Origin of the sequence: Acidovorax sp. Leaf73, assembly GCF_916855635.1 — a bacterium.
In the GTDB taxonomy this organism is placed as follows: domain Bacteria; phylum Pseudomonadota; class Gammaproteobacteria; order Burkholderiales; family Burkholderiaceae_C; genus Acidovorax; species Acidovorax facilis.
This window is the reverse complement of the sequence record NZ_CAKASI010000007.1, coordinates 123,169-147,307: the sequence shown is the minus strand read 5'-3', so window position 1 is coordinate 147,307 and position 24,139 is coordinate 123,169. Positions and strand designations below refer to the sequence as shown.

At 66.4% G+C, this 24,139-nt stretch carries 25 protein-coding genes and 1 pseudogene; 23 read left to right on the top strand and 3 right to left on the bottom strand.

The genetic code is table 11. The annotated features are described in order from the left end of the window. The first annotated feature begins 5 nt into the window (after positions 1 to 5). The 15 genes from LPA35_RS22470 (at position 6) to LPA35_RS22400 (ending at position 14,940) form a co-directional block, all read left to right on the top strand. Positions 6 to 1,040: a hypothetical protein gene (locus LPA35_RS22470; RefSeq protein WP_228899102.1), complete on the top strand. Its 1,035-nt coding sequence runs from the start codon at positions 6 to 8 to the stop codon at positions 1,038 to 1,040. Next, the gene (locus tag LPA35_RS22465) at positions 1,037 to 3,436 is read left to right on the top strand and encodes an RND family transporter (protein WP_228899100.1); all 2,400 of its coding nucleotides are present in this window, start codon (positions 1,037 to 1,039) and stop codon (positions 3,434 to 3,436) included. Before LPA35_RS22470 ends, LPA35_RS22465 begins: the two co-directional genes overlap by 4 nt. Positions 3,437 to 3,455: 19 nt before the next feature. Continuing rightward, positions 3,456 to 3,953, top strand: a complete 498-nt coding sequence (locus LPA35_RS22460; RefSeq protein ID WP_228899097.1) for a nuclear transport factor 2 family protein — start codon at positions 3,456 to 3,458, stop codon at positions 3,951 to 3,953. A 4-nt stretch (positions 3,954 to 3,957) separates the two neighbouring features. Next, a complete protein-coding gene (locus tag LPA35_RS22455) occupies positions 3,958 to 5,121 on the top strand; it encodes a S9 family peptidase (RefSeq protein WP_228899096.1) in 1,164 nt (387 codons plus the stop codon). A gap of 46 nt (positions 5,122 to 5,167) precedes the next feature. Then, entirely contained in the window at positions 5,168 to 6,109 is a 942-nt protein-coding gene (locus LPA35_RS22450; RefSeq protein WP_121421369.1) for a VOC family protein, read from the top strand. 9 nt (positions 6,110 to 6,118) lie between these two features. Continuing rightward, positions 6,119 to 6,469 (top strand): Rieske (2Fe-2S) protein, encoded by a 351-nt coding sequence (locus LPA35_RS22445; protein WP_228899092.1) that lies wholly within the window; start codon positions 6,119 to 6,121, stop codon positions 6,467 to 6,469. Beyond that, entirely contained in the window at positions 6,466 to 7,596 is a 1,131-nt protein-coding gene (locus LPA35_RS22440) for an FAD-dependent oxidoreductase (protein WP_228899090.1), read from the top strand. The genes LPA35_RS22445 and LPA35_RS22440 overlap by 4 nt, the downstream gene beginning before the upstream one ends. Before the next feature lie 12 nt (positions 7,597 to 7,608). Then, positions 7,609 to 8,769: an MFS transporter gene (locus LPA35_RS22435; RefSeq protein ID WP_228899088.1), complete on the top strand. Its 1,161-nt coding sequence runs from the start codon at positions 7,609 to 7,611 to the stop codon at positions 8,767 to 8,769. 78 nt (positions 8,770 to 8,847) lie between these two features. After that, positions 8,848 to 9,645, top strand: a complete 798-nt coding sequence (locus LPA35_RS22430) for a cyclase family protein (protein ID WP_218301510.1) — start codon at positions 8,848 to 8,850, stop codon at positions 9,643 to 9,645. Positions 9,646 to 9,656: 11 nt separating this feature from the next. After that, a complete protein-coding gene (locus LPA35_RS22425; protein WP_228899085.1) occupies positions 9,657 to 10,238 on the top strand; it encodes a cupin domain-containing protein in 582 nt (193 codons plus the stop codon). Then, complete coding sequence (locus tag LPA35_RS22420) at positions 10,235 to 11,206, top strand: tripartite tricarboxylate transporter substrate binding protein (RefSeq protein ID WP_228899084.1); 972 nt, start codon at positions 10,235 to 10,237, stop codon at positions 11,204 to 11,206. The genes LPA35_RS22425 and LPA35_RS22420 overlap by 4 nt, the downstream gene beginning before the upstream one ends. Further along, positions 11,203 to 11,949 (top strand): SDR family NAD(P)-dependent oxidoreductase, encoded by a 747-nt coding sequence (locus LPA35_RS22415; RefSeq protein ID WP_228899083.1) that lies wholly within the window; start codon positions 11,203 to 11,205, stop codon positions 11,947 to 11,949. Before LPA35_RS22420 ends, LPA35_RS22415 begins: the two co-directional genes overlap by 4 nt. 4 nt (positions 11,950 to 11,953) lie before the next feature. Further along, a complete protein-coding gene (locus LPA35_RS22410) occupies positions 11,954 to 12,943 on the top strand; it encodes a tripartite tricarboxylate transporter substrate binding protein (RefSeq protein ID WP_228899082.1) in 990 nt (329 codons plus the stop codon). Between the two features lie 21 nt (positions 12,944 to 12,964). After that, positions 12,965 to 13,960: a fumarylacetoacetate hydrolase family protein gene (locus LPA35_RS22405; RefSeq protein ID WP_228899079.1), complete on the top strand. Its 996-nt coding sequence runs from the start codon at positions 12,965 to 12,967 to the stop codon at positions 13,958 to 13,960. After that, positions 13,960 to 14,940 (top strand): NAD-dependent epimerase/dehydratase family protein, encoded by a 981-nt coding sequence (locus LPA35_RS22400; protein WP_228899077.1) that lies wholly within the window; start codon positions 13,960 to 13,962, stop codon positions 14,938 to 14,940. The genes LPA35_RS22405 and LPA35_RS22400 overlap by 1 nt, the downstream gene beginning before the upstream one ends. 214 nt (positions 14,941 to 15,154) lie before the next feature. On the opposite strand, the gene LPA35_RS22395 is transcribed toward LPA35_RS22400, so the two are convergent. After that, positions 15,155 to 16,336: a trans-acting enoyl reductase family protein gene (locus LPA35_RS22395; protein ID WP_228899076.1), complete on the bottom strand. Its 1,182-nt coding sequence runs from the start codon at positions 16,334 to 16,336 to the stop codon at positions 15,155 to 15,157. A gap of 294 nt (positions 16,337 to 16,630) precedes the next feature. Here LPA35_RS22395 and LPA35_RS22390 point away from each other — a divergent pair, with 294 nt between their 5' ends. The 8 genes and pseudogenes from LPA35_RS22390 (at position 16,631) to LPA35_RS22360 (ending at position 21,959) form a co-directional block, all read left to right on the top strand. Further along, complete coding sequence (locus tag LPA35_RS22390) at positions 16,631 to 17,119, top strand: YiaA/YiaB family inner membrane protein (protein WP_055401956.1); 489 nt, start codon at positions 16,631 to 16,633, stop codon at positions 17,117 to 17,119. Between the two features lie 120 nt (positions 17,120 to 17,239). Then, on the top strand, positions 17,240 to 17,722 hold the full coding sequence (locus LPA35_RS22385) for a hypothetical protein (RefSeq protein WP_228899073.1): 483 nt from the start codon (positions 17,240 to 17,242) through the stop codon (positions 17,720 to 17,722). Positions 17,723 to 17,724: 2 nt separating this feature from the next. Then, on the top strand, positions 17,725 to 18,669 hold the full coding sequence (locus LPA35_RS22380) for a DUF2145 domain-containing protein (protein ID WP_228899067.1): 945 nt from the start codon (positions 17,725 to 17,727) through the stop codon (positions 18,667 to 18,669). Positions 18,670 to 18,746: 77 nt separating this feature from the next. Beyond that, positions 18,747 to 19,802, top strand: coding sequence for a zinc ribbon domain-containing protein (locus LPA35_RS22375; RefSeq protein WP_228899065.1), 1,056 nt, complete (start codon positions 18,747 to 18,749; stop codon positions 19,800 to 19,802). 123 nt (positions 19,803 to 19,925) lie between these two features. After that, the gene (locus tag LPA35_RS22370) at positions 19,926 to 20,717 is read left to right on the top strand and encodes an acetoacetate decarboxylase family protein (RefSeq protein ID WP_228899064.1); all 792 of its coding nucleotides are present in this window, start codon (positions 19,926 to 19,928) and stop codon (positions 20,715 to 20,717) included. Next, a complete protein-coding gene (locus LPA35_RS22365; protein ID WP_228899062.1) occupies positions 20,710 to 21,153 on the top strand; it encodes a DUF2000 family protein in 444 nt (147 codons plus the stop codon). Before LPA35_RS22370 ends, LPA35_RS22365 begins: the two co-directional genes overlap by 8 nt. Continuing rightward, positions 21,144 to 21,455, top strand: a pseudogene (locus LPA35_RS26225) (AraC family ligand binding domain-containing protein); the annotation flags it as partial. The gene LPA35_RS22365 and the pseudogene LPA35_RS26225, both read left to right, overlap by 10 nt. A 51-nt stretch (positions 21,456 to 21,506) precedes the next feature. Then, positions 21,507 to 21,959: a helix-turn-helix transcriptional regulator gene (locus tag LPA35_RS22360; protein ID WP_228899060.1), complete on the top strand. Its 453-nt coding sequence runs from the start codon at positions 21,507 to 21,509 to the stop codon at positions 21,957 to 21,959. 73 nt (positions 21,960 to 22,032) lie between these two features. Here LPA35_RS22360 and LPA35_RS22355 read toward each other — a convergent pair whose 3' ends face one another. Further along, positions 22,033 to 23,430 carry a GGDEF domain-containing protein gene (locus LPA35_RS22355; protein ID WP_228899058.1) on the bottom strand — a complete coding sequence of 466 codons (1,398 nt, stop codon included), beginning with the start codon at positions 23,428 to 23,430 and terminating at the stop codon, positions 22,033 to 22,035. 135 nt (positions 23,431 to 23,565) lie between these two features. Beyond that, positions 23,566 to 24,135 carry a LuxR C-terminal-related transcriptional regulator gene (locus LPA35_RS22350; RefSeq protein WP_055392918.1) on the bottom strand — a complete coding sequence of 190 codons (570 nt, stop codon included), beginning with the start codon at positions 24,133 to 24,135 and terminating at the stop codon, positions 23,566 to 23,568. Positions 24,136 to 24,139 lie beyond the last annotated feature (4 nt).

Below are 24,139 nucleotides of genomic sequence, written 5' to 3'. Positions count from 1 at the left end.
GAACCATGCGTGTTGCGATCTATGTAGCTGCAGCCATCGCTGCGGCGGGGGCGGGCTGCGCCTTCGCACAAGTGGGGGATGCACTTCAGCGCCCCGCACTGAGCGTGAAGGCACCTCAGCGCGCCGTGCTACTGGCAGCTGCCGCTGCAGGGCAGCGGCTGGTGGCGGTGGGCGAGCGCGGAGTGGTCGCGCTGTCCGACGACCGGGGCGTGACCTGGCAACAGGCGGCCTGCCCGGTCAGTGTGAGCCTGACGATGGTGCGCTTCGCGGACGAACGCCACGGTGTGGCCGTGGGGCATGGCGGCACGGTGCTGACTACGGCCGATGCTGGCGCCAGCTGGGTGCTGCGGCTGGACGGCCGCCGCCTGGCCGCGTTGGCCAAGGCGGCCGCTACCACGCCCCAGGCGCAGCAGGACGCAGATCGCCTGGTGGCCGATGGCCCGGACAAGCCCTTCATGGATGTGGTGGTGTGGGACGCCCAGCGCATGCTGGCGGTGGGCGCCTATGGCTTGGCCTTCTACACCGCCGATGGTGGACAGACCTGGGCGTCCTGGATGGGCAGGTTGCCCAATCCCAAGGCCCTGCACTGGTATGTGGCGCGGCGCCAGGGCAATACCCTGCTGCTGGCGGGTGAGCAGGGGCTGCTCGCCCGCTCCAGCGATGGCGGAGCTACGTTTGATGCCTTGCCGTCGCCCTACAAGGGCAGCTGGTTTGCGGGCGAGCTGCAGGCCAACGGGCATGCGGTCCTGGCGGGCCTGCGGGGTAACGCCTGGCGCTCGGTCGACGTGGGCAACACCTGGTCGCAGCTGGCATCGCCCACGCAGAGCGCGATCACCGCCGTGGCCGACGACGGCAATGGCGGACTGTGGTTTGCCACACAGGCGGGCGCAGTGCTACGCCGGCAGGGCGAGGCACTGGTGCCCCTGAACGCGGCGCCCGTACCCGTGCCGTCTGCGCTGCTGCCGCAGCGCGAGGGCCCCCTGCTCGCACTGGGCGTAGCCGGTGTAGTGCCTGTGGTGGCACAGAAGGCACGGCCATGAGCGTGCCCTCCTTCGATACCCGCTCGGGCTCGTTGATCGAGCGCGCGCTGTTCAACCACCGAGCCGTAGTCGTGTTGCTGTGTGCCCTGGTCACTGCCCTGCTGGGTTGGCAGGCCACGCGGCTTCAGCTCAATGCCAGCTTTGAAAAGACTATTCCCACGAGCCACCCCTACATCCAGAATTTTCTGGCCTACCAATCCGAGCTCAGTGGCCTGGGCAACGCTGTGCGTGTGGCCGTTGCACGCCCACAAGGCAACATTTATGACGCGCAGTACCTGGACACGCTGCGCCGCCTGTCTGACGAAGTCTTCCTGCTGCCCGGTGTGGACCGTGCACGGATGAAGTCGCTGTGGACACCCACCACACGCTGGGTGGGTGTCACCGAAGAGGGCCTGGAAGGCGGGCCGGTCATTCCCGATGGTTTTGATGGGTCGCCAGCCAAGCTGCAGCAACTCGCGGCGAACGTGGCGCGCTCCGGAGAGATCGGCCAGACGGTAGCGCGCGATGCCGCATCGACCGTGATCTTTGTGCCCCTGCTGGCCAAGGATGCCCAGGTCCAGTCGCTCGACTACGCCCTGCTGTCGCGGCAGTTGGAGACTCTGCGCGGAAAGTACGAGGCTGAAGGTGTGGAGATCCACGTCACCGGCTTTGCCAAGATCGTGGGCGACCTGATCGATGGCGTGCGGGCCGTGCTGGTGTTCTTTGCCATCGCGGTGGCCATCGCTACGGCCATGGTGTTCTGGTACACGCGCTGCATCCGTTCCACGCTGCTGGTGGTGCTGGCGTCGCTGGTGGCCGTGGTCTGGCAGCTCGGCCTGCTGCCCGTGCTGGGGTATGCACTTGACCCCTATTCCATTCTGGTGCCGTTTCTGGTGTTTGCCATCGGCATGAGCCATGGTGCGCAAAAGATGAACGGCATCATGCAGGACGTGGGACGGGGCGTGGACAAGCTGGTGGCTGCGCGCTTCACCTTCCGGCGCCTGTTCCTCGCGGGCTTGACGGCCCTGCTGGCAGACGCAGTTGGGTTTGCCGTGCTGCTGGTCATCGACATCCAGGTCATCCGCGAATTGGCGATTGCCGCGTCGATTGGCGTGGCGGTGCTGATCTTCACCAACCTGATCCTGTTGCCCATTTTGTTGAGCTACACCGGCGTCAGTGCGGTAGCTGCCGAGCGCAGCCTGCGCGCCGAACAGGCCGATGCGGCGGGCTCAGCCAAACACCCGCTGTGGGCTCTGCTCGACCGCTTCACCCAGCGGCCCTGGGCCACGGTGGCCGTTGCCGCCGGGCTGGTCATGGGGGTGGGGGGCTTTCTTGTCAGCACGCAGCTCAAGATTGGCGACCTGGACCCGGGGGCGCCCGAGTTGCGCGCAGACAGCCGCTACAACCGCGATGTGGGATTCATGAACGCAGCCTATGGCGCAGGCAGTGACGTGCTGGCGGTGATGGTCAAGACGCCTGAGGGCCAGTGCTCCCACTTCGATGCGCTGAACAAGGTCGATGCGCTCGAATGGGAGCTGCGCCAGATCGACGGCGTCGAGAGCACCAACTCGCTCTCTCTGCTCAACCGCCGGGTCCTGTCGGGCCTCAACGAAGGCAACCCACGGTGGTACGAGTTCTTGCCCAACCAGGACATGCTCAACACCGTGACGGCCAGCGCACCCCGTGGGCTCTACAACGATGCCTGTGGGTTGTTGACGGTGTACGTCTATCTGCGCGACCACAAGGCCGACACCCTGGCGCGCGTCGTGGGCCACATCGAGGCCTTTGCCCAGCGCAACAACACGGCAGACACCAAGTTTCTGCTGGCCGCCGGGTCTGCGGGCATTGAGGCGGCCACCAACATCGTGGTCAAGGACGCGTGGCGAACCATGCTGCTCATGGTGTACGGGGCGGTGGTCGTGTTGTGTTTTGTGACCTTCCGCTCGTGGAAGGCGGTGGTGGTGGCCGTGCTGCCGCTGGTGGTCACGTCCTTCCTGGCCGAAGCGTTGATGGTGGCGTTGGGCATGGGTGTAAAGGTCGCCACGCTGCCGGTGATTGCGCTGGGCGTGGGCATCGGCGTGGACTACGCGCTCTACATCCTGTCCATCACGCTGTCGCAACTGCGCGAAGGCAAGAGCCTGTCGGAGGCGTACTACCGCGCCCTGCTGTTCACCGGCAAGGTCGTGATGCTGACGGGCGTGACGCTGGCTGTGGGCGTGATCACCTGGGTGGCGAGCCCGATCAAGTTCCAGGCCGATATGGGTTTGCTGCTGGCGTTCATGTTCCTCTGGAACATGCTGGGGGCGCTGGTGTTGTTGCCCGCGCTGGCCCACTTTTTACTCAAGCCTGCGGCGCCCGTCGCCAACGCCCGTCCAACCGCGCACGACGTGCACGGGGTACCGCAAGGCGCTCATTGACTGACAACGAGGAGGAACCATGACCACGACCCACACGATGTGCGTTGCTGCCGGTCTGTTGCTGGCATGCGTCAACGCGCAGGCCCAGCCCAGCCCCCAACCGGCCGCAGTGCTGGATAGCTATATCGCCGCAGTGCACGCGGGTGACATGGCCGCCGTGCGCGCGCTCATCGCGCCGGAGGTGGAGCGATCGGATTTTCCCGGCTGCACTCCGGCCATGGACAACCCCAGCTGCCTGGCGCACTACATCGACGCCACGGTGGTTCGACCGCAGGCCCGCTTGTCTGTGCTGAGCACCGAGGTGGATGGGGACCGGGTGTCTGCGCTGCTGGAGGTGCGCAGCGAGCTGTATCGCCGTGCCGGTGTGGAACGCATCGTGGGCCGCGATGTGCTCCGTGTGACCGATGGGCGGATCCAGTCCTTCCGCTTTGTTCCCGACTTTTCCGACGCGCCCACGGCCGTCTTTTTTGGCACGCTGGGCATTGGCCCGCGTGCCTCCCAAGCCCCCGCAAAGTGATCCTATGTTCAAGTACTTTCCTACCAACTACGTCTGGAACCTCTCGGTCGATCTGGCCATCGAGATGGGCGCACGCATCGGTGAAATCGAGGAGATGTGCGCTCCGCTGCAAGAGGCCGCCAAGGCGCCCGATGCCGCTGGCACGCAGGCCTTCCGTGAAACCTGGGTGCGCATGGCGGACAAGCTCTGCGGCTTGGCCGAAGAAGATGAAGCGCGCGGCTGGCTGTATTCAGCTGGGGAGAAATACCGCCGCGCCTCCAGCTATCTGATCACCGCCGAGCGCTTGCAGGCGCACAACGCGCCCGGGCGGCTTGCCGTCTACCAGCGCGAGCTGGAGTTGTTTCTCAAGGGTTCGCAGTTGCTGGGCGACCGGGTGCAACGGGTGGAGATTCCCTATGAAGGCAAGCACCTGTCGGCGCTGTACTACCCGGCCCATGGTCTGAAATCGGGGGAGCGGGCGCCATTGCTCGTGCAGCTAAACGGCCTGGATTCGACCAAGGAAATGAAGTATCTGGTCGGGTTGCCAGCATGGCTGGCCCAACGCGGTGTGTCCTCCCTGGTGGTGGACCAGCCAGGCACGGGCGAGGCGCTGCGGCTGCACGGGCTGACGGCACGGTACGACACCGAACACTGGGCGAGCCGCGTGGTGGACTGGCTGGAACAGCACCCCGACGTGGACCCGAAGCGCATCGGCTGCGAGGGCGTTTCGCTGGGCGGCTACTACTGCCCGCGTGCCGTGGCCATGGAGCCGCGTTTTGCCTGTGGCGTGGCCTGGGGCGCCAACCACGACTGGCGTGATGTGCAAAAGCGCCGTTTGGAAAAAGAGGGCGACTTCCCCGTGCCGCACTACTGGGCTCACGTGTGCTGGGTCTGGGGCGCCAAGGACGTGGACGAATTCATGCACATCGCGGAAAACGTGTACCTCGATGGCGTGGTCGAGAAGATCAAGGTGCCTTTCCTGGTCACGCACGGCGAGCGCGACTCGCAGATCCCGCTCAAGTGGGCGCACCGCACCTACGAGCAGCTGGTCAACAGCCCCCAGCGCGAACTCAAGGTGTTCACCGACCGCGAGGGTGGATCGCAGCACGCCAGCTTTGACAACAGCATCAACGCCGGCCACTACATCGCTGACTGGGTGGCCCAGACCCTGGGTGGTCATACCGCCTGAGAGCCCCGCACCTGCCCTGACAACCACTACAACCAAGGATCAACAGATGAACATCATTGGACCCGACGCGCTCGTTTTTGGCGTGGACGACGTCGCTGCCTGCGCCCAGTACCTCACCGACTACGGACTCACTCCCGTGGGCGTCACCGCTGCTGGTGGGCGCTTTGAAGCGCTGGACGGCACGTGCGTGGAGATCCGCTCCCAGGGCGATCCTTCCCTGCCACCCGCGCTGGGCACTGCCAGCATGTTGCGCGAAACGGTCTACGGGGTCGCAGATGCGGCCACGCTCGACGCCATCGAAGCCGAGCTGGCGCGCGACCGCGCCGTGGTGCGCCAGGGCGGTGTGCTGCGCACCACCGATGACTTGGGCTTTGCCCTCGCTTTCCAGGTCACGGTGCGCAAGCCGCTGGCATTGCCTGCCGAGGCCGTGAACGCGCCCGGTGCCGTCCCGCAGCGTGGGCCCAACGCCCTGGGCCTGTCGCCCGACATGGCGGCGCGGCCCCGTTCGCTGTCGCATGTGGTGTATTTCGTGCCCGACGCGGCCAAGGCTGAGGCGTTCTACGTCCGACTGGGCTTTGTGTGCACCGATCGCTTCACGGGTGTGGGACCGTTCTTGCGCCCTGCGGGCACGCAAGACCACCACACCTTGTTCATGATCCAGACACCGCCGTTCATGAAGGGCTGCGAACACTTCACCTTCCATATGGGTGGCCCCACCGATGTGTTGCTGGCCGGCACCCGCTTTGTCGAGAAGGGCTACCAGAGCTTCTGGGGGCCGGGGCGCCACAAGTTTGGCAGCAACTGGTTCTGGTACTTCAACTCGCCCCTGGGCTGCCACGTGGAGTACGACGCCGACATGGACCAGCATGACGACACCTGGGCCGCGCGCGAGGTGCCGATGAGTGCCGATGCTTCGCAGCTCTTCCTCTTTCAACACCGCGAGAAGTGGGCGCCTTCGGGCCCGCCACCTGCGGGTGCACCGCACTGAGAGCCGACCATGAAGCTCTGCCACTGGAACGATCTGCCCGATGGTGAATCGCGGGGCTTTGACCCCGCAGGCCGTGGGCAGGACACGGTGCTCATCGTGCGCCAGGGCGAGCGGCTGTACGCCTATGCCGATCTGTGCCCCCACCTGGACACCCCCATGGCATGGCGCAAGGACAAGTACCTGAATGCGGTGGGTGATCGCATCGTCTGCGCGGCCCACGGTGCGCTGTTTGACATCACCACCGGGTTGTGTACCTTGGGTCCGTGCCTGGGCGACGCCTTGGTGCCCGTGCCATTGACAGTACAAGCGAACGGCGAGATCCATATCGCCCATACAAATCACAAGGAGACAAACCCATGAGCCTTTCTCATCAACGCATTTTGATCATCGGCGGGGGCTTTTCAGGCATGGCAGCCGCCATCGAACTGCGCAAGCTGGGTGCGCAGGTGGACCTCGTAGAGATCGACCCCGGCTGGCGCAGCTACGGTGCGGGCATCAGCCTGGGGGGCGCCACGCTGCGGGCGTTTCGGCGCCTGGGAATTCTCGAAGCGTTTCTGGCGCAGGGCAACGCCTCGGACGGCGTGAACCTGCACCTGCCCCACGGCCCTCAGATGGCCACCTTGCCCACGCCCCGCATTGCGGGGGACGATATCCCGGGCGGTGGCGCCATCATGCGCCCGGTGCTGGCCCGCATCCTGGCCGAGGCCACCCGCGCGGCGGGCGCCAACGTCTGCCTGGGCTGCACCTTCTCTGCCATTGAGCAAGAGGCCGATGGCGTACAGGTCACCTTCACCGATGGACAGCGCCAGCGCTATGACCTGGTGATCGGTGCCGATGGCCTGTACTCCAAGGTGCGTGAGACGGTGTTTGAAAACGCACCCCAGCCGCGCTACAGCGGCCAGGCCGTGTGGCGTGCCGTGCTTCCCAAGCCGCCAGAGATCGAGACCGCCACGATGTGGATGGGCCCGAAGATCAAACCCGGCGTGAACCCTGTCTCCAAGACTGAGATGTACCTCTTCGTCACCGAGCCGCGCCCGACCAACGACCATGTTGATCCGGCCACCTTTGCGGACCGTTTGCGCGCATTGCTCGACGGGTTTTCCGCACCCACGCTGCAGTCCATCCGCAGCCAGATCGGACCGGATTCACAGATTGTGTTTCGCCCGCTCGAAGGCCTGCTCATGCCACGCCCGTGGTCGCGCGGCCGGGTGGTGCTGATTGGTGACACGGTGCACGCCACCACGCCGCATCTGGCGTCCGGGGCCTGTATCGGTATCGAGGACGCCTTGGTGCTGGCCGATGAATTGGCGCGGGCGGGCGATGTACCGACCGCGTTGTCGGCCTTTGAAGCCCGGCGCTGGGAGCGCTGCCGCATGGTGGTCGAAAACTCCGCCCGGCTGGGTGAGATCGAGATCGAAGGCGGCGACAAGGAGGAGCACTCGCGCATCATGCGCGAGTCCCTCATGGCGTTGTCCCAACCCATCTGAGGCGAGGTGCGCATGATCACAACCCAATCGCTGCGGGGCCGGGTGGCCCTGATGGTGGGCCATTGCGCAGGCATGGTGGATCTGGTGGCCTTGCCCGTCTGGGTGGGCACGCTGATATCGGTGTACCGGTTCGACCCGCAGCAGGCCGGCTTGCTGGCGACGCTGTTTTTGGCTGGAGCGGTGGCCGCCAGCCTGGTGTTGGCGCCGTTCTTTCAGTTGTTGCGCGGGCGCGCCGTGGCGACCTGCGGCTTTGCCGGCGCTGCCGTGGCGTTTGCCGCGGCCTCCACCACCACCCAGTTTGCGCTGTTGGCGCTGTTGCATGCCGGAGCTGGCATCGCGGCCGGCACGGCCCTGAGCGTTACCCATGGCACCATTGCCCGCAGCCTCAACCCCCACCGCATGTTCGCCCTGGTGGGCATGGCACTGGGGGTATTTGCCATCGCGTTCCTGGGGGGCACCCCCGTGCTGGTGGCCAAGCTGGGTGGACCCGCGCTGTTCCAGGTCTTTGCCGGCGTCATGGCAGTGGGAGCGGTGGTGGCGGCTCTGGCGTTTCCCGAGGCCGACAGCGTAGGCGGCGCGGCCACTTCGCGGGCTCCGGCTGCGCCTCTGCCCGCTGCGGTCTGGTGGGGCGTGCTGGGCATCGCGGCGCTCGGGCTGGTGCAGTCCATGACCTTCAGCTTTCTGGAGCGCGTGGGCAGTGACCGGGGCTACGGACTTCAGGCCGTCACCGGCGTGCTGATTGCCCTGGGCGTCATCAACCTCTTTCCCGCAGCGTTGGCCGCAGTGCTGGAAAAACGCTGGGCTGCCCGCAGCGTGCTGCTGGCAGGGCCTGCGCTCCAGGCCTTGCTGGTGGTGGTGATCATGAACTCGCCCGTGTTTGCGCCCTATGCCGCAGCCGCCGCCGTGTTTGCGGCCGTGATGATCTTCACGCACACCTTTGCCTTTGGCGTGCTGGCGCGGCTGGACCCCAGCGGCCGTGCCTTGGCCGCCACCCCCGCCATGCTCATGTTCGGCGCGGCCATTGGGCCCATCCTCGGCGGCACCTTGGTCAAGGCCTGGGGCTATGGCAGCCTGGGGGCGGCGGCCCTCGTGATTGACGCAGTGGCCGTCTATGCATTTGCGCGCATCCACCGCGCCCCTCACAAAGCGAAGCCTTTGCCCGGGGTGGCGTGACAACGTTTGCCTTCTCTATTCCATGCCCTGCTGAACGCTCCCGTTTCGGTCGCGTTCAGCGCCAACTCCTGTGCCCGTATGACCAAACCCCAACGCCGCTTCGTGGACCTGTCCATTTACCTCGAGAACGACGTGCTCTCCGACCCGCCGCCCCTGGCGCCCAAGATCACGTACCAGAAACACGCCGATACGTTGCCCGAGTTCATGACCATGATCCCCGGCACCCAGCCCGAGGACTACCCCGACGGCGAAGCAGCGGCTGCCGAATGGGTGACGCTGACCACGCACAATGGCACCCACCTGGATGCGCCGTGGCACTTTCATTCCACGCAGGATGCAAAGAACGGCGGTGCCCGCCCCTCCATCACCATTGACGAGGTGCCGCTGGAGTGGTGCTTTCAGCCGGGCGTGAAGCTGGACTTCCGCCACCTGCCGGATGGCTATGTGGCCACTGCGGCCGATGTGGAGGCCGAGCTGGCCCGCATCGGCCACACGCTGCAGCCGCTCGACATCGTGGTGGTCAATACCCGGGCTGGGTCGCGCTACGGGCACAAGGACTACCTGGGCGCCGGTTGTGGCATGGGCTACGAAGCGACGATGTACCTGCTGGAGCGCGGTGTGCGCCTCACGGGCACCGATGCCTGGAGCTGGGATGCGCCGTTTTCGTACACCGCCCAGCGCGTGGCCGAGACGGGCAACAAGGCCCTGATCTGGGAGGGCCACAAGGCGGGCCGCGACATCGGCTACTGCCATCTTGAGAAGTTGCACAACCTGGAGGCGCTGCCGGCCACGGGGTTCACGATCAGCTGCTTCCCCCACAAGATCCGCGGTGCCTCGGCAGGCTGGACGCGCGCGGTCGCCATTTTTGAAGACTGAGGAGTCCGTTCATGGGTTTTCCATCCATCCACCGCGTGGTCACGGGCCACAACACTCAAGGCCGGGCCGTGGTCGCTAGCCAGGGGCCGCTGCCCACCGTGGTCGAGATTGCGGCCATTCCCGGTACGGTGTTCCATGAGGTCTGGAGCACATTGCAATCGCCCGCCGTCGTGGACAACGGCCCGGACCCTACGCTCGGTCCGCTGGTGCTGCCGCCCCCGCAGGGTGGCACGCGCATCCGGTTCGTGGACATTCCGCCCGATACGCCCGAGTTCCTCGCACGGGGTGCCGAGCGCATGCATGACGCCTTCAGCCAGATTGGCGATGCGGCCGCCTCCACGGTGAAAACCGACTCCCCCCACCCGCTGATGCACCGTACCGAATCGGTGGACTACGGCGTGGTGATTGAAGGCGAACTGACGCTGGTGCTGGACGAAGGCGAAGTGCCACTGCGCCCCGGCAGCGTGGTGGTGCAGCGGGGTACCAACCACGCATGGGCCAACCGTTCGGGCGCGCCGTGCCGCATGCTGTTTGTGCTGGTGGACGGGCGCTTTGATGCGTCAGTGGCCGCACCTGCCAAGGAGCAGCCATGAGCACGCGCCGTCAATGGCTGGGCGCTGCAGCGTCCGCAGCGGTGGTCCCCTGGGCGTGGGCGCAGGCCCCGTATCCCGCGCGCCCTTTGAGCTGGGTGGTACCTTACCCGGCCGGGGGCTTTGGCGACGCGATGTCGCGCCTGCTGGTGCAGAAGCTGGGAGAGCGCATGCAGCAAGCCGTGGTCGTGGAAAACAAGCCCGGCGGTGCCGCGCAACTGGCTGCCCAATACGTCAAGCAGCAGCCCGCCGATGGGCACACCTTGCTGTACGCAGACATCGGCCCGCTGGCCATGTACCCGGCGCTGTATGCCAAACTGAGCTTCAGCCCCCTCAAGGACTTTGCGCCCCTGACGCGATTGTTCAAGTCGCCACTGCTCGTGGTCGTGCCAGCGGGCAGCCCGTTCCAGTCCCTGGCCGACTTGCTGCGCGCGGCGGCTGCAGGCGATGGCCTCAACTACGGCTCATATGGGCAGGGCAGTCAGCCGCATGTGTGGACCGAACAACTGCGCATCAAGACACGCTCGCGCATGACCCATGTGCCCTATCAGGGCGCAGCGCCCGCGCTGCAGGACCTGATGGCCGGGCGCCTGGACTTCATGTGCGATGTTGTGGCTTCGAGCCTGCCACTGGTGCGCGAAGGCAAGCTGCGCGCGCTGGTCAGCGTGGGCAGCGAGCAGCGCCTGCAGGTGCTCCCCCAGGTGCCCACCCTGACCGAGGCCGGGCATGCGGACCTCGATATTCCGGGCTGGAATGGTGTCATGGTGCGGGCTGGTACCCCGGCGTCCGTGGTTGATGTGCTTCACAAGGCGGTGGTGACCGCGCTGGAGTCTCCCGAAGTGCTGGGCCGCTACCGGCCGCTTGGCCTGGAGCCTGCACCACTCACGCCAGCTGCATTCGGCGAGTTCATCCAGGGCGAATCGCAGCGGTGGGGTTTGGCCATTCGCCAAGCTGGGATCAAGGTCGAATGAGCCTCTTTGACCTGCAGGGCCGCACCGCCCTGGTCACGGGGGCCACCCAGGGCTTGGGTCTGGCGATTGCGCGCACCCTGGCCGAGCAGGGCGCCCGGGTGGTGGTCTCCGACCGGGATGCGCTCGCTTGTGAGCAGGTTTCTGCATCGCTGCCGATGGCTGTCGGTATCGCTGCCGACATGGCGGTGCCTGCCACCCTCATTGCGCTGGTGGAGCGCGCCGGACCGCTGGACATCCTCGTGTGCAACGCCGGCATCCAGGGGCCAGCCGGCCCGTTGGCCGATGCCAGCGATGCCGACTGGCATCAGGTGTTTGACATCAACCTGCGGGCCGCAGCGCGGCTGTGTGCGCTGGCGCTGCCCGGCATGGCGGCGCGGGGCGGTGGCAGTGCCGTGCTCATCTCCAGCATTGCAGGCCTGCGCGGCAACCGTTCGATTGGCCTGTACGGTCTGACCAAGGCGGCCCTGGCCCAGCTGGCGCGCAACCTGGCTGTGGAGTGGGGCCCTGCGGGTGTGCGGGTCAACGCCGTGTCACCCGGCCTCATCCGCACGCCGCTGGCCGAGCAGCTCATGGCCGATGAAGCCTTCATGGTCAGGCGCATCCAGGCCACCCCGCTGCGGCGCGCAGGAGAACCCGAGGAAGTGGCCGGCGTGGTCGCCATGCTGGCCAGCCCCGCCGGGGCCTTTGTGACCGGACACAACCTGGTGGTCGATGGCGGCACCACCATCAGCGATGGGAGTTGAAACCATGCACCGCATGTTGAACCGAAGAACCCTGGTGGTGAGTGCCTTGGCGTTCCCGCCGAGCACGTGGGCTGCCACCTGGCCCACACGGCCGTTGCGCATCGTCCTGCCGTTCGCAGCCGGGGGCAGCTCTGACCTGGTGGCACGCCTGCTGGCCGACAAGCTGGGCCAGGCCCTGGGCTGCCCAGTGGTGGTGGAGTCGCGCGCAGGGGCCAACGGCATCATTGCCTCGGAGGCCGTAGCGCGAAGCACAGACGGGCACTCCCTGTTGTGGATCAGCGCAGCCCACGCCATCAACGCCAGCCTTTACCCCCGGCTGCCTTACGACAGCCAGCGCGACTTTGCCCCTGTGGCCCTGGTGGCCAGCCCCGGGCCGATGGTGATTGCCGTGCCTGCGGCCCTGCCGGTGCGCAGCTTGTCGGACCTGATCGCACTGGCCCGGCGGCAGCCCGGGCAGGTCAGCTACGCATCGGCCGGTATCGGCAACGTGCTGCACCTGGCGGGCGAGATGCTGGCGCAGCAGGCCGGACTGCAGCTGCTGCATGTGCCTTACAAAGGCGCTGCGCCTGCCCTCAACGACCTGGCGGCTGGGCAAGTCAATCTGATGTTCAACAGCGCCCTGGCCGCGGCCCCGATGGTCAAGGACGGGCGCGTCCGCCTGCTGGCGCAGACCGGCGCACAGCGCTCGCCTGCCTTGCCCGCCGATCTGCCCACGGTGGCCGAGACGCTGGGCCTGACGGGCTTTCAGGTGACAGGCTGGTTTGGCTTGTTGGCGCCTGCTGCCATGCCGGCCGACCTTGTGGGCCGGCTCAACGCGGAATGCGTTCGCATCCTGGCCCTGCCAGAGCTGCGCGAAAAACTGGCCTTGCTGGGCAGTGCTGATACACCCACCCAAAGCGCGCGCGAATTTGGCGCATTTCTGGCAGCAGAGACAGACCGTTATGCCCGCGTCATCCGGGCGGCGGGGCTGCGTCTTGAAACACCTTCTTCCTGATTCTTCCTGATGGGACTGGCGATGCGATTTGCAACTTTGAAAGACGGCAGCCTGGACGGCCGCCTGGTACTGGTTTCTTCCAACGGCCTGCGGGCCGTCGATGCCGCTCCGATAGCGGCCAGCTTGCTGGCCGCTGTGCAGAACTGGGATGCTGTGGAGCCCGCCCTGCGCGAGCGCGCTGCTGCGCTGGAGGCTGGCACTGCCACCGGCATCTTTGCGTTCGATCCCGCCGCATGCAGCGCTCCCTTGCCGCGCAGCCCGCAGTGGCTCGATGCATCGGCGTTCCTCAACCATGGCCGCTTGATGGAGCGGGCGTTCAACACGCCGCCCATCCCGCACTTTGACACCATCCCCGTGATGTACCAGGGCGCTAGCGACGATTTTCTGGGCCCTTGCGACGATGTGCCCTTGCCCAGTGAGGCCGACGGCATCGATTTCGAAGGCGAGTTCGGCGTCGTCTGTGGCCCCGTGCCCATGGGCGTGACGGCCGAAGCGGCATTGAACTGCGTGCGCTTGGTCGTCCAGATCAACGACTGGAGCCTGCGCGCGCTGGGCCCGCACGAAATGAAGACGGGCTTTGGCTTCCTGCAAGCCAAGCCGTCTACCAGCTTTGCCCCTTTGGCCGTGACGCCGGATGAATTGGGCGACGCTTGGCAGGGTGGGCGGGTGCATCTGCGATTGCATGTGGACTCCAACGGCAAGTGGTTTGGCCACCCCCATGGCGGAGAAATGAATTTCAGTTTCGGCCAGCTCATTGCCCACGCGGCTCGCACACGGCGGCTCACGGCCGGCACCATCATCGGTTCGGGCACGGTGTCCAACCAGGCGCGCGATGCAGGCTCTGCCTGCCTGGCCGAGCGGCGCGTGATCGAGATACTGGACGAAGGTGCGGCCAAAACGCCGTTCATGCGCTACGGTGACCGCGTGCGCATGCAGGCACGCTGGCCCGATGGCCGTGATGGGCCTTTTGGCGTGGTGCATCAGCGCGTGGTGGCTGTGGGCTCGGGGGTACGCTGATGCATGTGCTTGTCGCCGGTGCCGGCGGGTTCATTGGCGCCGCCCTGGCCGAGCGGTTGCAGTCCGTGCCGTTGGTGCCCGGTCTGCCCCTGCGCTTGACGCTGGTGGACCGAGCCGGGCCCGCTGCCCCTTGCGCACCGGCCGTGCACTGGCATATCGGCGGCTTTGCAGACCGCGCACTGTTCGAAGCCTTGGAGGACCATCCGCCCGACTGCGTATTCCACCTGGCCAGTGTGCCGGGATCGCTGGCCGAGCGTGAACCTGGGCTGGGTGTGCAGGCCAATCTGCTGGACACCGTGGCCTTGTGCGAGGGGCTTGCGCGCCCGGTGCGCGAAGGCAGGGTGCGTGCCCCCCGGCTGGTGTTTGCCAGTTCGGTGGCGGTGTACGGTGCGCTGGGCACCCAAGCGGTGGATGAGCGCCAGGGGCCGCAGCCCACCCTCAGCTATGGGGTGCACAAGTGGATGACGGAACTGCTGGTGGCCGACTATGGCCGGCGCGGCGACATTGATGGCTGCAGCCTCCGGCTGCCTGGCATCGTGGCGCGGCCACCCACAGAAACGGGCCATGGCTCCGCGTTCATGAGCCAGATCTTCCATGCCCTGCGGGCGCGGCAGATGTACACCTGCCCCGTGTCGGCACAGGCCACCGCCTGGTGGATGTCGCTGCAGTGCTGTCTGGACAACCTGGTGCATGCCGCGCGCTTGCCCACGCGGGGCATGCCGACCGCGCGGTGCTGGCAGCCGCCGGTATTGCAGTCATCGGTGGGTGATGTGGTGCAAGCCATCGCGCACGCCCAGGGGCTCGATCCCAAGGACTGGATCCGGTACGCACCCGACGCGCGCACCGAAGCACTGTTCGGGCGTTTACCAGCCTTGCGGACGCCTCAGTCAGAGGCTGCCGGTTTCCGGCATGACGGCTCGCTGGAGTCTCTGGTTACGCGGGTGCTGGGGGGGCTGCACAGCCCTGGGATGGTGGAGTAGGGGAGACAGAAAAAGGCGCGTCATGGGGTGTGCTGTGGAGCGGGCGCCGGACTGGTGGGCGGTGCCAGCTCCTCCCTGCACGCCGTGTGACGCGCCCATAGCCTCGGCGCATCTGGCGTGCAGGTGTGTGCAAGGCACTTCCCGCGGCCTTTCCTGCGGCTTTGTACGTGCCTACCCGCGAAGGCGCTGCACTGCCCGCCCGGGAGCTATGTGTTCACACCGTTTCCACCGCAAAGCTCAGGCCCGCATTCGCCTGCAACCGCGCTATCAGCTTGTTACCCAGCGCGGGCGCCGTGGTCCAGATGCCGCCGGGGGTGGTGGTGGCATCCTGCAGCAGGCACACAGCCGCCTCGGAGATCATCTTGGATGTGGAGCCATAGCCCGGATCACGGTCGCCCTTCACGCCCACGCGCAAGGTGTTGCCTGCATCGTCAGTACCCAGGAACAGCACGTCGTAGAACCCGTTCTCACGTTCTTCGCGCGAAGGGCCTTCGCCGGGCTTGGGGCCTTTGTCCGAGCCCAGCGACTTGTCGCCCGCCACCGCGTTGGCGATGGCCTCGCCCTTTTCGCCAGGGCCGGTGATGAGCATTTCGTCGTAGACAAAGTCGGTGCCATAGGCGTGCTGCAACAGGAAGTTGGAGCGGTGCACGTTGCGCGTGTTGATGGCGGCCATTACAAACGGGGCCACCCAGATTCCATCGCCCAGCGCCTCGTCTACCATGGGCTTGTTGCCGGTGGGCTGGCGCGGCCCTTCAAACCCGGGCGTGAGAGAGAACGGGTTCTTCAGCAAATCCAGCACCGCAGGGTTGGTGGCAGCCGCGGCCATGGTGGCCTTGAGGCTGGCGGCCGTGCCCCCAGAGAAGGTGCCCTTCATCTTGCGCACCCGGCCGCGCACGCGCGGGGCGGAGTGGCCGAAGCGCTGGGCAAATTCCTTTTGCAGCAGGAACACGCCCAGGTCAAACGGGATCGAGTCGAACCCACACGAGAACACGATGCGCGCGCCGCTGGCCTTGGCCGCAGCTTCGTGCGCGTCGATCATCTGGCGCATCCAGGCGGGCTCGCCGCACAGGTCCACATAGTCCACACCAGCCTTCGCGCAGGCGGCCACCAGTTCGTTGCCATAGAGTTGGTAGGGGCCCACGGTGGTCAGCACCAGGCGCGTGGAATCCATCAGCGCTTGCAGGCTGGCGGGGTTGCTGGTGTCGGTCACGACCAGCGGAGTGTCGGCCGGTGCGCCCACTTCGTCGCGCACGGCGGCGAGTTTGTCGGCATTGCGGCCCCCCATGGCCCAGCGCAGGCCGCTGCCAGCGGGGTAGCGCTGGAGCAGGTATTCGATCACCAGGCGGCCGGTGAAGCCGGTGGCGCCGTGGACGACGAGGTCAAAGGGTTTGGTCATGGTGTGGGTCTCCGTCCATCAAAAAAGCAAGCACGCGCAGCGATCAGGGGCTGCCACGCCGGGGTGTCTGCCATTGTCTTTGGCGGGGCCTGCAGGCTCTGTCGCGCAGGTGCGTTGCAGGGGCTGCGTAGGGCGAGAACAACGGACTTCGGCTATTTTTTCGAGAAAAAGTACCGCAAAACGATACCGGATAGCCTGCGGGTAGCCACTGTTACGGTTCAATGCAGACACGCAAGTTACGTCTGGGCACCATTCGCTCCGTGTTCAACCAACGCCCCCCGGGGCACCACTGCAATGTCTTCTTCTCCCATCGTTGTTCAGCGTGACACCAAGGCCTGGCAGTTGCAGGTGTGGGTCTCGTTCGGCATCGCGGTTTTCCTGTGTGCCGTGGGCCTGGCATGGCTGCCTGGCGAGCAACTGGAGCAGGCCTTCATGGTGATGGGCTACGTGTTCTGCCTCTCGGCCGCGTTTGTGTTGGCCAAGTTTGTGCGGGACAACGAAAGCGCTTCGCGCCGTGGCGGTGGCGACACCCCCATGTGGAAGCTGGTGGTGTGGGGCGGCTTTGCGGTGGCCATGGGCCTCACGGGTTGGGGCCTGATGAGCATGGACATTAACGTGACCTACAAGGCGTTTCTGGGCGTGAGCTGGCTTTACCTCATCACCACCGCCTTCACGCTGGCCAAGATGCTGCGCGATCGCCACGAGGCTGATCTGATGGACGCCCGCCTGCAAGGCCGCCGCGAAGCCGCCCAGGCGGCAGCCAACGGCAGCAGCGCGAACTGATCGCATCGAACGTGCGCAGGCGGCAATCCGCCGCCTGTTCGGGTGATTTTTCTTTCTGGTCTTTCGACCCGGTTTCTCCGGCACCCCAGGTGCGCGGTGGGGCCGCATTTTGAGGAGTGAATGATGATGAATGCTGTGTTTTCTTCGTGGGGCTCTGCCCGCCTGTCTCGCGCTCTGCTCGCGGCCGGTGTGGTGTGTGCCGTGATGGCCACCCCCCTCGCACGCGCCCAGAGCGAGGCCTCTGCCGCGCTGTCGCTGTTGCCGGTGGCCTCGGTGGTGGGCACGGCGTCTGTGGCTTCCACTGCTGCGGGCGCCGTGGTGGCAGTGCCTGCAGCGTTGTCGGTGGGCGGCGCGGTGCTGTCCGTGAAGGCGGTGGAGGCCTCGGCCGTGGGCACGGTGTACCTGCTGGAGCGTGCCTCGGACGGCGCCCAGGTGAGTGTGGAGGTGGTGGGGCGCGGCGTTGCGGGCTCAGCCTACGCGGTGGGCACGGTGGTCACCTGCAGCGTGATCGGCACGGGCGTGATCCTGTCGGCAGCGGGCGAGGCGATTGCCTTTGTGCCCAACGCCATCGGCCGTGCGCTTCTGCACAACGAGCGTCTGTGAATATGAAGTACAACCCCCTGAGCCGCGACGCGGCTTCCCCCTTCTCTCTTCACGCTGCGCGCTCCAGGAAGGGGGACGATGCCCTCGCTGCGGGGCGGCCCTTGCTTGGCATCCCTCGCTTAGGTCGCGCCAGTTTCATAGGCCATGGAATCGCGGTACTGACAGCTGTTGTCGCGATTGCGGCAACCACCCCGGCCCAGGCGGGCCGCTCGTGCGAATCGCGCAAGCCCGTGCCGCCGCTGGTGATCGAGCGGGGCATGAAGCTGGCCGAGCAGACCTCGGCCGCGCTCGATGCCGAGCACGCCAGGTCGGGCGCACAGGTGGTGGCGCTGGCCCGTGCGGGGCAGGACCTGAGCAAATACGGCCTGCGCTACTCGCACATGGGCTGGGCCTACAAGACGGCCGAAGGCCCCTGGCGCGTGGCGCACAAGCTCAACGAATGTGGCACGGCCGTGGGGCACCTGTACCGCCAGGGCCTGGGGGAATTCTTCCTGGACGACCTGTGGCGCTACGAAGCCGTCTACGCTGTGCCCACGCCCGAGGTGCAGCAGCGCCTGCTGGCCGTGCTGCAGGACAAAGCCCGCACCAAGACGCTGCAGCACCCACCCTACAGCATGGTCAGCTACGCGTGGGGCCGCAAATACCAGCAGTCCAACCAGTGGGCGCTGGAGACCCTGGCGATGGCCATGGAGCCAGCCACCGTGCGCTCGCGCGACCAGGCGCAGGCCTGGCTGCAGTTCAAGGGCTACGAGCCCACCGCGCTCAAGCTCGGGCCGCTCACGCGCATGGGCGGGCGGGTCGGCTCGGCCAACATTGCGTTTGACGACCACCCTAACGAAAAGCGGTTTTCGGACCGCATCGAAACCGTCACCGTCGACTCGGTGCTGGCCTGGCTGCAGCGCGCGCAACTGGCGGCACCGCCGGCGGTGCTGGCGGTAAAAAATTGAATAAAAATGGCCTCTGGCGCTTTTTTGGTAAGCGCTAGATGCTATCGAATGAATAGCATTTCCAGAGGGGAACGATCATGAGCAAATCACTGCGGCTGTCCGAAAAATGGTTTCGCCGTGGCCTGTGGTTGGTGGCGCTGGTGTTTGCCAGCTTCCTCATCGGCCTAGGTGGTACCATCGTGGGTGATTTGCCCAAGGTTGAGACCCCGCTGCGGGTGGACGACTTTCTGGACAAAGCCGCAGCCGACAAGCTGCGCGCCGAGGTCAAAGCAGCGCGCCAGGCCGAGCAGGACGCGCAGACCGCGCTGGAGCAGGCCCAGTTGCAGCGCAGCAAGGTCCGCAGCGAGGTGCAGGCCGAGCGGGACAGCTTCAACAACTGGCTGTCCACCCGCAGCGCCACCCAGCGCGCCGATCAGGACCCCGAAGTGCTGGCGCGCACCCAGGCGCTGGACGTGCTCAAGCTCGCTGAACGCAAGACCCAGCAGGCGGTGGAGGCGCAGCAGCAGGCTGCGCTGGATGCCCGCCAGACCGCAGCCGCCCGGCAGGAGCAGTTGAACCGCATGGAGTCCGACGGCTACGTGAAGCTCAATGCCGAGCGCCGCAAGGTCGAGCTGCGGGTGTTCCTCTACCGCCTGGCCCTCACGCTGCCGCTGCTGGCGGCTGCGGGCTGGCTGTTCGTCAAGAAGCGCAAAAGCACCTACTGGCCGTTTGTGTGGGGCTTCATCTTCTTTGCGCTGTTTGCCTTCTTTGTGGAGCTGGTGCCTTACCTGCCCAGCTACGGCGGCTACGTGCGCTACGTGGTCGGCATTGCCGTGACGGCCGTGGTGGGGCGCTACGCCATCCTGGCGCTCAACCGCTACCTGGAGCGCCAGAAGCTGGCCGAGACCCTGCCCGACCAGGAGCGCCGCAAGGAGCTGAGTTACGACGTGGCCCTGGCCCGCTTGGCCAAAAGCGTGTGTCCTGGCTGCGAGCGGCCGGTGGACCTGAAAAACGAGAAGATCGATTTCTGCCCCCACTGCGGCATTGGGCTCTTCGACCATTGCGGCCACTGCAGCACCCGCAAGAGCGCTTTTGCACGTTTTTGCCATGCCTGCGGCACGGGGGCGGGGGTGAAATTGGCGAGCGAAGACTGACGCAGGTGAATCGGTCGTGTCCCTGGGCCCTGCCGCCCTGTGCGGCGCGTTGGGCCCCCTGCGCGCCTGCGATGTTCACATCCGTTCTATCGGAAGCGCGACTGACTGGCCAGAATCGTCGGCATGCATTCCCACCATTGGCCCCACCAAAGTTTCACCGCTCCCTTCACGACCACCGGCCGCTCCGCGCTGGTGCGTCCGCCACCCTGGCACTACGCGGGCTGGCTGCTCAACGTCGCCTTTCGGTTCGACGCACTAGCGGCGATGCCGCTGGTTCCTGATGCTGTTGGCAGGCCGATGGGCACAGGGTGTGTGCACTTTGCCGACTGGCAGGCCTGTACAGACGGTCATGAATTGCTGGATCCAGTGCTGTCGCAGTACCGAGAAACCATTGTGGTGCTGGAGATTGAACGGCCTGACGGGAGTCGCTGCATGTACTGTCCTGCCATCTGGGTTGACCAGGATATCTCCATGGTGCGGGGTCTGCTGCAGGGGTGGCCCAAGAAGATGGGCAGCACCTGGCTGACGCGCAGCTTGCCGCTGGACCACCCTGCAGCGGCACCTTTGCGCAGGGGGAGCAAACTGGGCGCCAGCCTTGCGGTGAAAGACCGCCGCCTGTTTGAGGCGCATGCGGAGTTCACCGGCCAGCCAGGACGACCGCTGGGATTTCTGACGCAAGCGACCATTGGTGCCGTGGGCTGGGCCGATCTGCGGCAGCCTGAACAGTTTCCCGAGTTGGCGCTTGTCAAGCCAGACATCGTGGCGCGCACGGGGGGCTGCTGGCATGAAGTCTCTGCCAGCCTTCGCATGGCTTCGCACCCGGGAGAGGACATTGGCCTGCTGGGCGACTTGGTGGTTGAGGACGCCAGTGCGGGCTGGTTGGGGCTCACCGTGGCGGGAGCGCGCGATGCCTGACGCGTTGTCTGCCCCTGCCGATCCGGCCAAGGTGGCCATAGTGCTGGCGGCGGATCTGGCGCCCGGGCCTGCTGCCAACATTGCCGCGTGCATTGCCGCAGGCTTGGCAGCCTCTCGCCCGGACTGGGCTGGCCGGGCACTGGTCGATGCATCTGGATGGAGCTCTGTGTCGTCCTCGCATGTGCCCATCACCATCCTGAAGGCGCCAGCAACTGCGATGAATGCGCTGCTCAGGCGCCTGACCGAAGGGACAGCGCAGGACAATGGCCGTATTTCACTATTTCCAGCCTATGCGCATGCCATCCACGAAAGCAGCGAATACTGGCACCGCCATGGTCTGGTGTCGCACGCTGAAGAGCCGATGCTCGGTGTCGGTTTGGTCGGCGCAAAACGTTGGGTGAGCAGCATGACTGGGAGCCTGCCGCTATGGCGTTGAAGCGATCTGAAGTGCGACGGCTGCACCTGTCCGATCTTGCGCAGGTGCACCATCAGCAGCCTGAACAGGAGTGGGTGCCACACTGGCATGAAGAGTGGTCTTTCGGCGCTGTTCTGGAGGGTCAATGCTGCTGCAGCGTTGCCGGACGTCCGTTTGTCGCGCGTGCCGGTGATTTGATTGTGATACGGCCAGGTGTCGTTCACGTGGGGGCGCTGACCGATCCTGCGCACACAGGTGCCGTGCACCTGGTCATGTTGTATGTTCCGCCCCCCTATTTGGCACAGTGGGGTCTCGCAGGGCCTGAGCGCAGCGGGGCAATACGCGCCCCTGGGCTTGCCGGTGCAGCCGCGCGGATGGCCTGCGCAAACGATGTGCAAGCCTGGCTGGACAGCGCAGTGCCCCTTCTTTCCGATGCGCTACCGCTGGACCGAAGCGCTGCTGATCCCATCCCCACCAAGGCGGTACGCGTGCTCATCGAGGGGGTGCGGTCTGCCGTCCTGGGGGGCGAACAGACGGTCTCTGGGTTGGCGAGGCACTGCGCTGTCAGCCGGGAGCGTGTGCATCGGGTGCTCAGGCAATGGCTGGGCATGGCACCCCGGGAGTACTTGCGTGCCGTCCGCCTGCTCCGCGCAAAACAACTGGTCATGAACGGAGAGCCGGTGGCCTCTGTGGCGGCGGAATGTGGGTTCTCTGACCAGGCGCACTTCACGCGCTGGTTCCGGCGCACATTCGGCTACACGCCTGGTGACTTGGTGCGTGCGATGTCCCGTGACGCGGAGCGCGACCAGGCTGCATCCATCAAGTAGACACAGCACTCCTGTCTTGATCGCAGTGGGCGTTGGCAGCACCGATGCCTTGGCATCGACGCTGCGTTTGTTTTCATCCCACCATCACCCGGTTGCGGCCCTCTGCCTTCGCGCGGTACAGCGCCGCGTCGGCCGCCAGCAGCAGGGTGTCCATGTCGGCGTCCGAGCCCATGGTGGCGCTGTGCACCAGGCCAATGCTGACGGTGGCGCGTTGAGGGCCACCCTCTACCGGGTCAAGCGCCTGCTGCTCCACGGCGCTGCGCACGCGCTCGGCAATGGCCTGGGCCTCGGTGGGGGACACTCCGGGCAGCACGGCCGCAAACTCCTCGCCACCCATGCGGCCCAGGGCGTCGTGGGGGCGCAGCGCGCGCGCCATGGTCTGGGCAATGCTGACCAGCAGCCGGTCGCCCGCGCCATGCCCGTGTTGGTCGTTGACCTGCTTGAAATGGTCCACGTCCACCATCATCACCGCCAGCCCGGTGGACTCGCGCTGGTAGCGTACCAGCAGGCGGTCGCCTTGTTTGAGCAGCGCGCGGCGTGCCAGGACACCGGTCAGGTCGTCGTGGCGCACGGCGTGGTCCAGGCGGCGCAGGGCTTCGGCGCGCGCCGCGCTAGCACAGGCCACGGCCAGCGGCCCCAGTGCCAGCAGCGTGACGCCCACACGCAGCGAGAACACGTCGCTGGCATGGGCAGGTGTGAAGTTGAGCACGCCGGTGGCCACGCCGGCCATGGTCCACAGGCACACCACCAGCGACAGCAGGCTGGAGACAAACGGGCTGTAGCTGAGCGCGCACCACAGCAGCCCTGGCACCACAAAGGCCAGCATGCCGGGCCCCCCGATCACGGTGCGCACGCCTTCGGCCAGCAGCAGCGAGCTGACGGGTGCCACACGCCAGATCAGGGGCACCTCCTGCGTTGCGGGCGGTGGGTCGTCGGCGCGCGGCGCGGCCAGCACCACCGGCACGATGAGCATGTAGTTCATGAGTTCGGTGCTGAACCACAGGGACAGCAGGTCGGTCCACGGGCTGTTGAAGTAGACCGGCGCGGCGCCACAGCCTGCCAGTGCCCCCACGGCACTGGCTGCCAGCGCAGCCAGCAGCAGGTAGAGGGCAGAGATGGTGCGTTGCAGGCGCCGGATGCGTTCGTCCAGCCGACGCAGCACCAGCCAGCCCGCCATGGCGCCCAGCAGGTTGGCGCCGTTGAGCCACAGGGCCATGGACCAGGAGCTGCCCGTCACCAGGTCTGCCGCCACATAGCCTACGGCGGCAGCTACCCAGGCTGGCGGGCGCGCCAGCCTGGGATAACGCACCAGCAGCCCCAGCAGCAGCGCATTGGCGGGCCAGAAGACCGACAGAAAACCGATGGGCCGAGCAAAGATGCCCACCAGGCAGGCGGCGAAGATCAGCACGGACAAACCCAGCCAGGCCAGGGGCGGCGAAAGCGGGCGGTGGAGCAAAAAAGGGCGGTACATGGGGGCAGCAGTTGATGGGCGGGGAGCGGCGCGCGCGTCAGTGCCGATTGTCCCCGGGCCGGGTGCGCGGGAGACTCCGCAGCGTTGGCTGGGGAAACAATTGTTGATGATTGCCTGTGAGATCGTTGCCAGCTCTCAGGTGTTGCCCAGCAGCAGCGCCACCAGCTCCCCCGTGCTGCTGGCCCCCAGCTTGCGCATGAGCCGCGCGCGGTGGGCGTCCACCGTGCGGTGGCTGATGTCCAGGTAGCGCCCGATCTGCTTGCTGGTGGCGCCGGTGACGATGTGCTGGGCGATTTCGCGCTCGCGCAGGGTCAGCGGCGTGCTCACGGGGCGGCGGTGCGAGATGTCCTCGAACATCCACACCGCCCGTGCAAACGGGTCCGACCGGTCCAGTGCCCGGCCCACCACGTGGCACCAGAACAGCGAACCATCGCGCCGTCGCATGATGCGCTCATCCGCATAACTTCCCGACGCCTTCATCGCCTGCAGGCCCAGGTGGCCCGTGTGGGTGAACTCTTCGAACGAGGGGTACAGCGGCGCCAGCGGCTGGCCCAGCAGCTCGGCCTGCTCGTGGCCGAACATGTGGGCAAAGGCGTCGTTGCAGATCTCGATGCTGCGCTCGCGCGTTACGCACATGCCCACCGGGGCCAGGTTAAAGGCCAGCTCCAGCGCTTCGTTCAGGGCGGCATAGGGCGGTGCGGGCATGGGG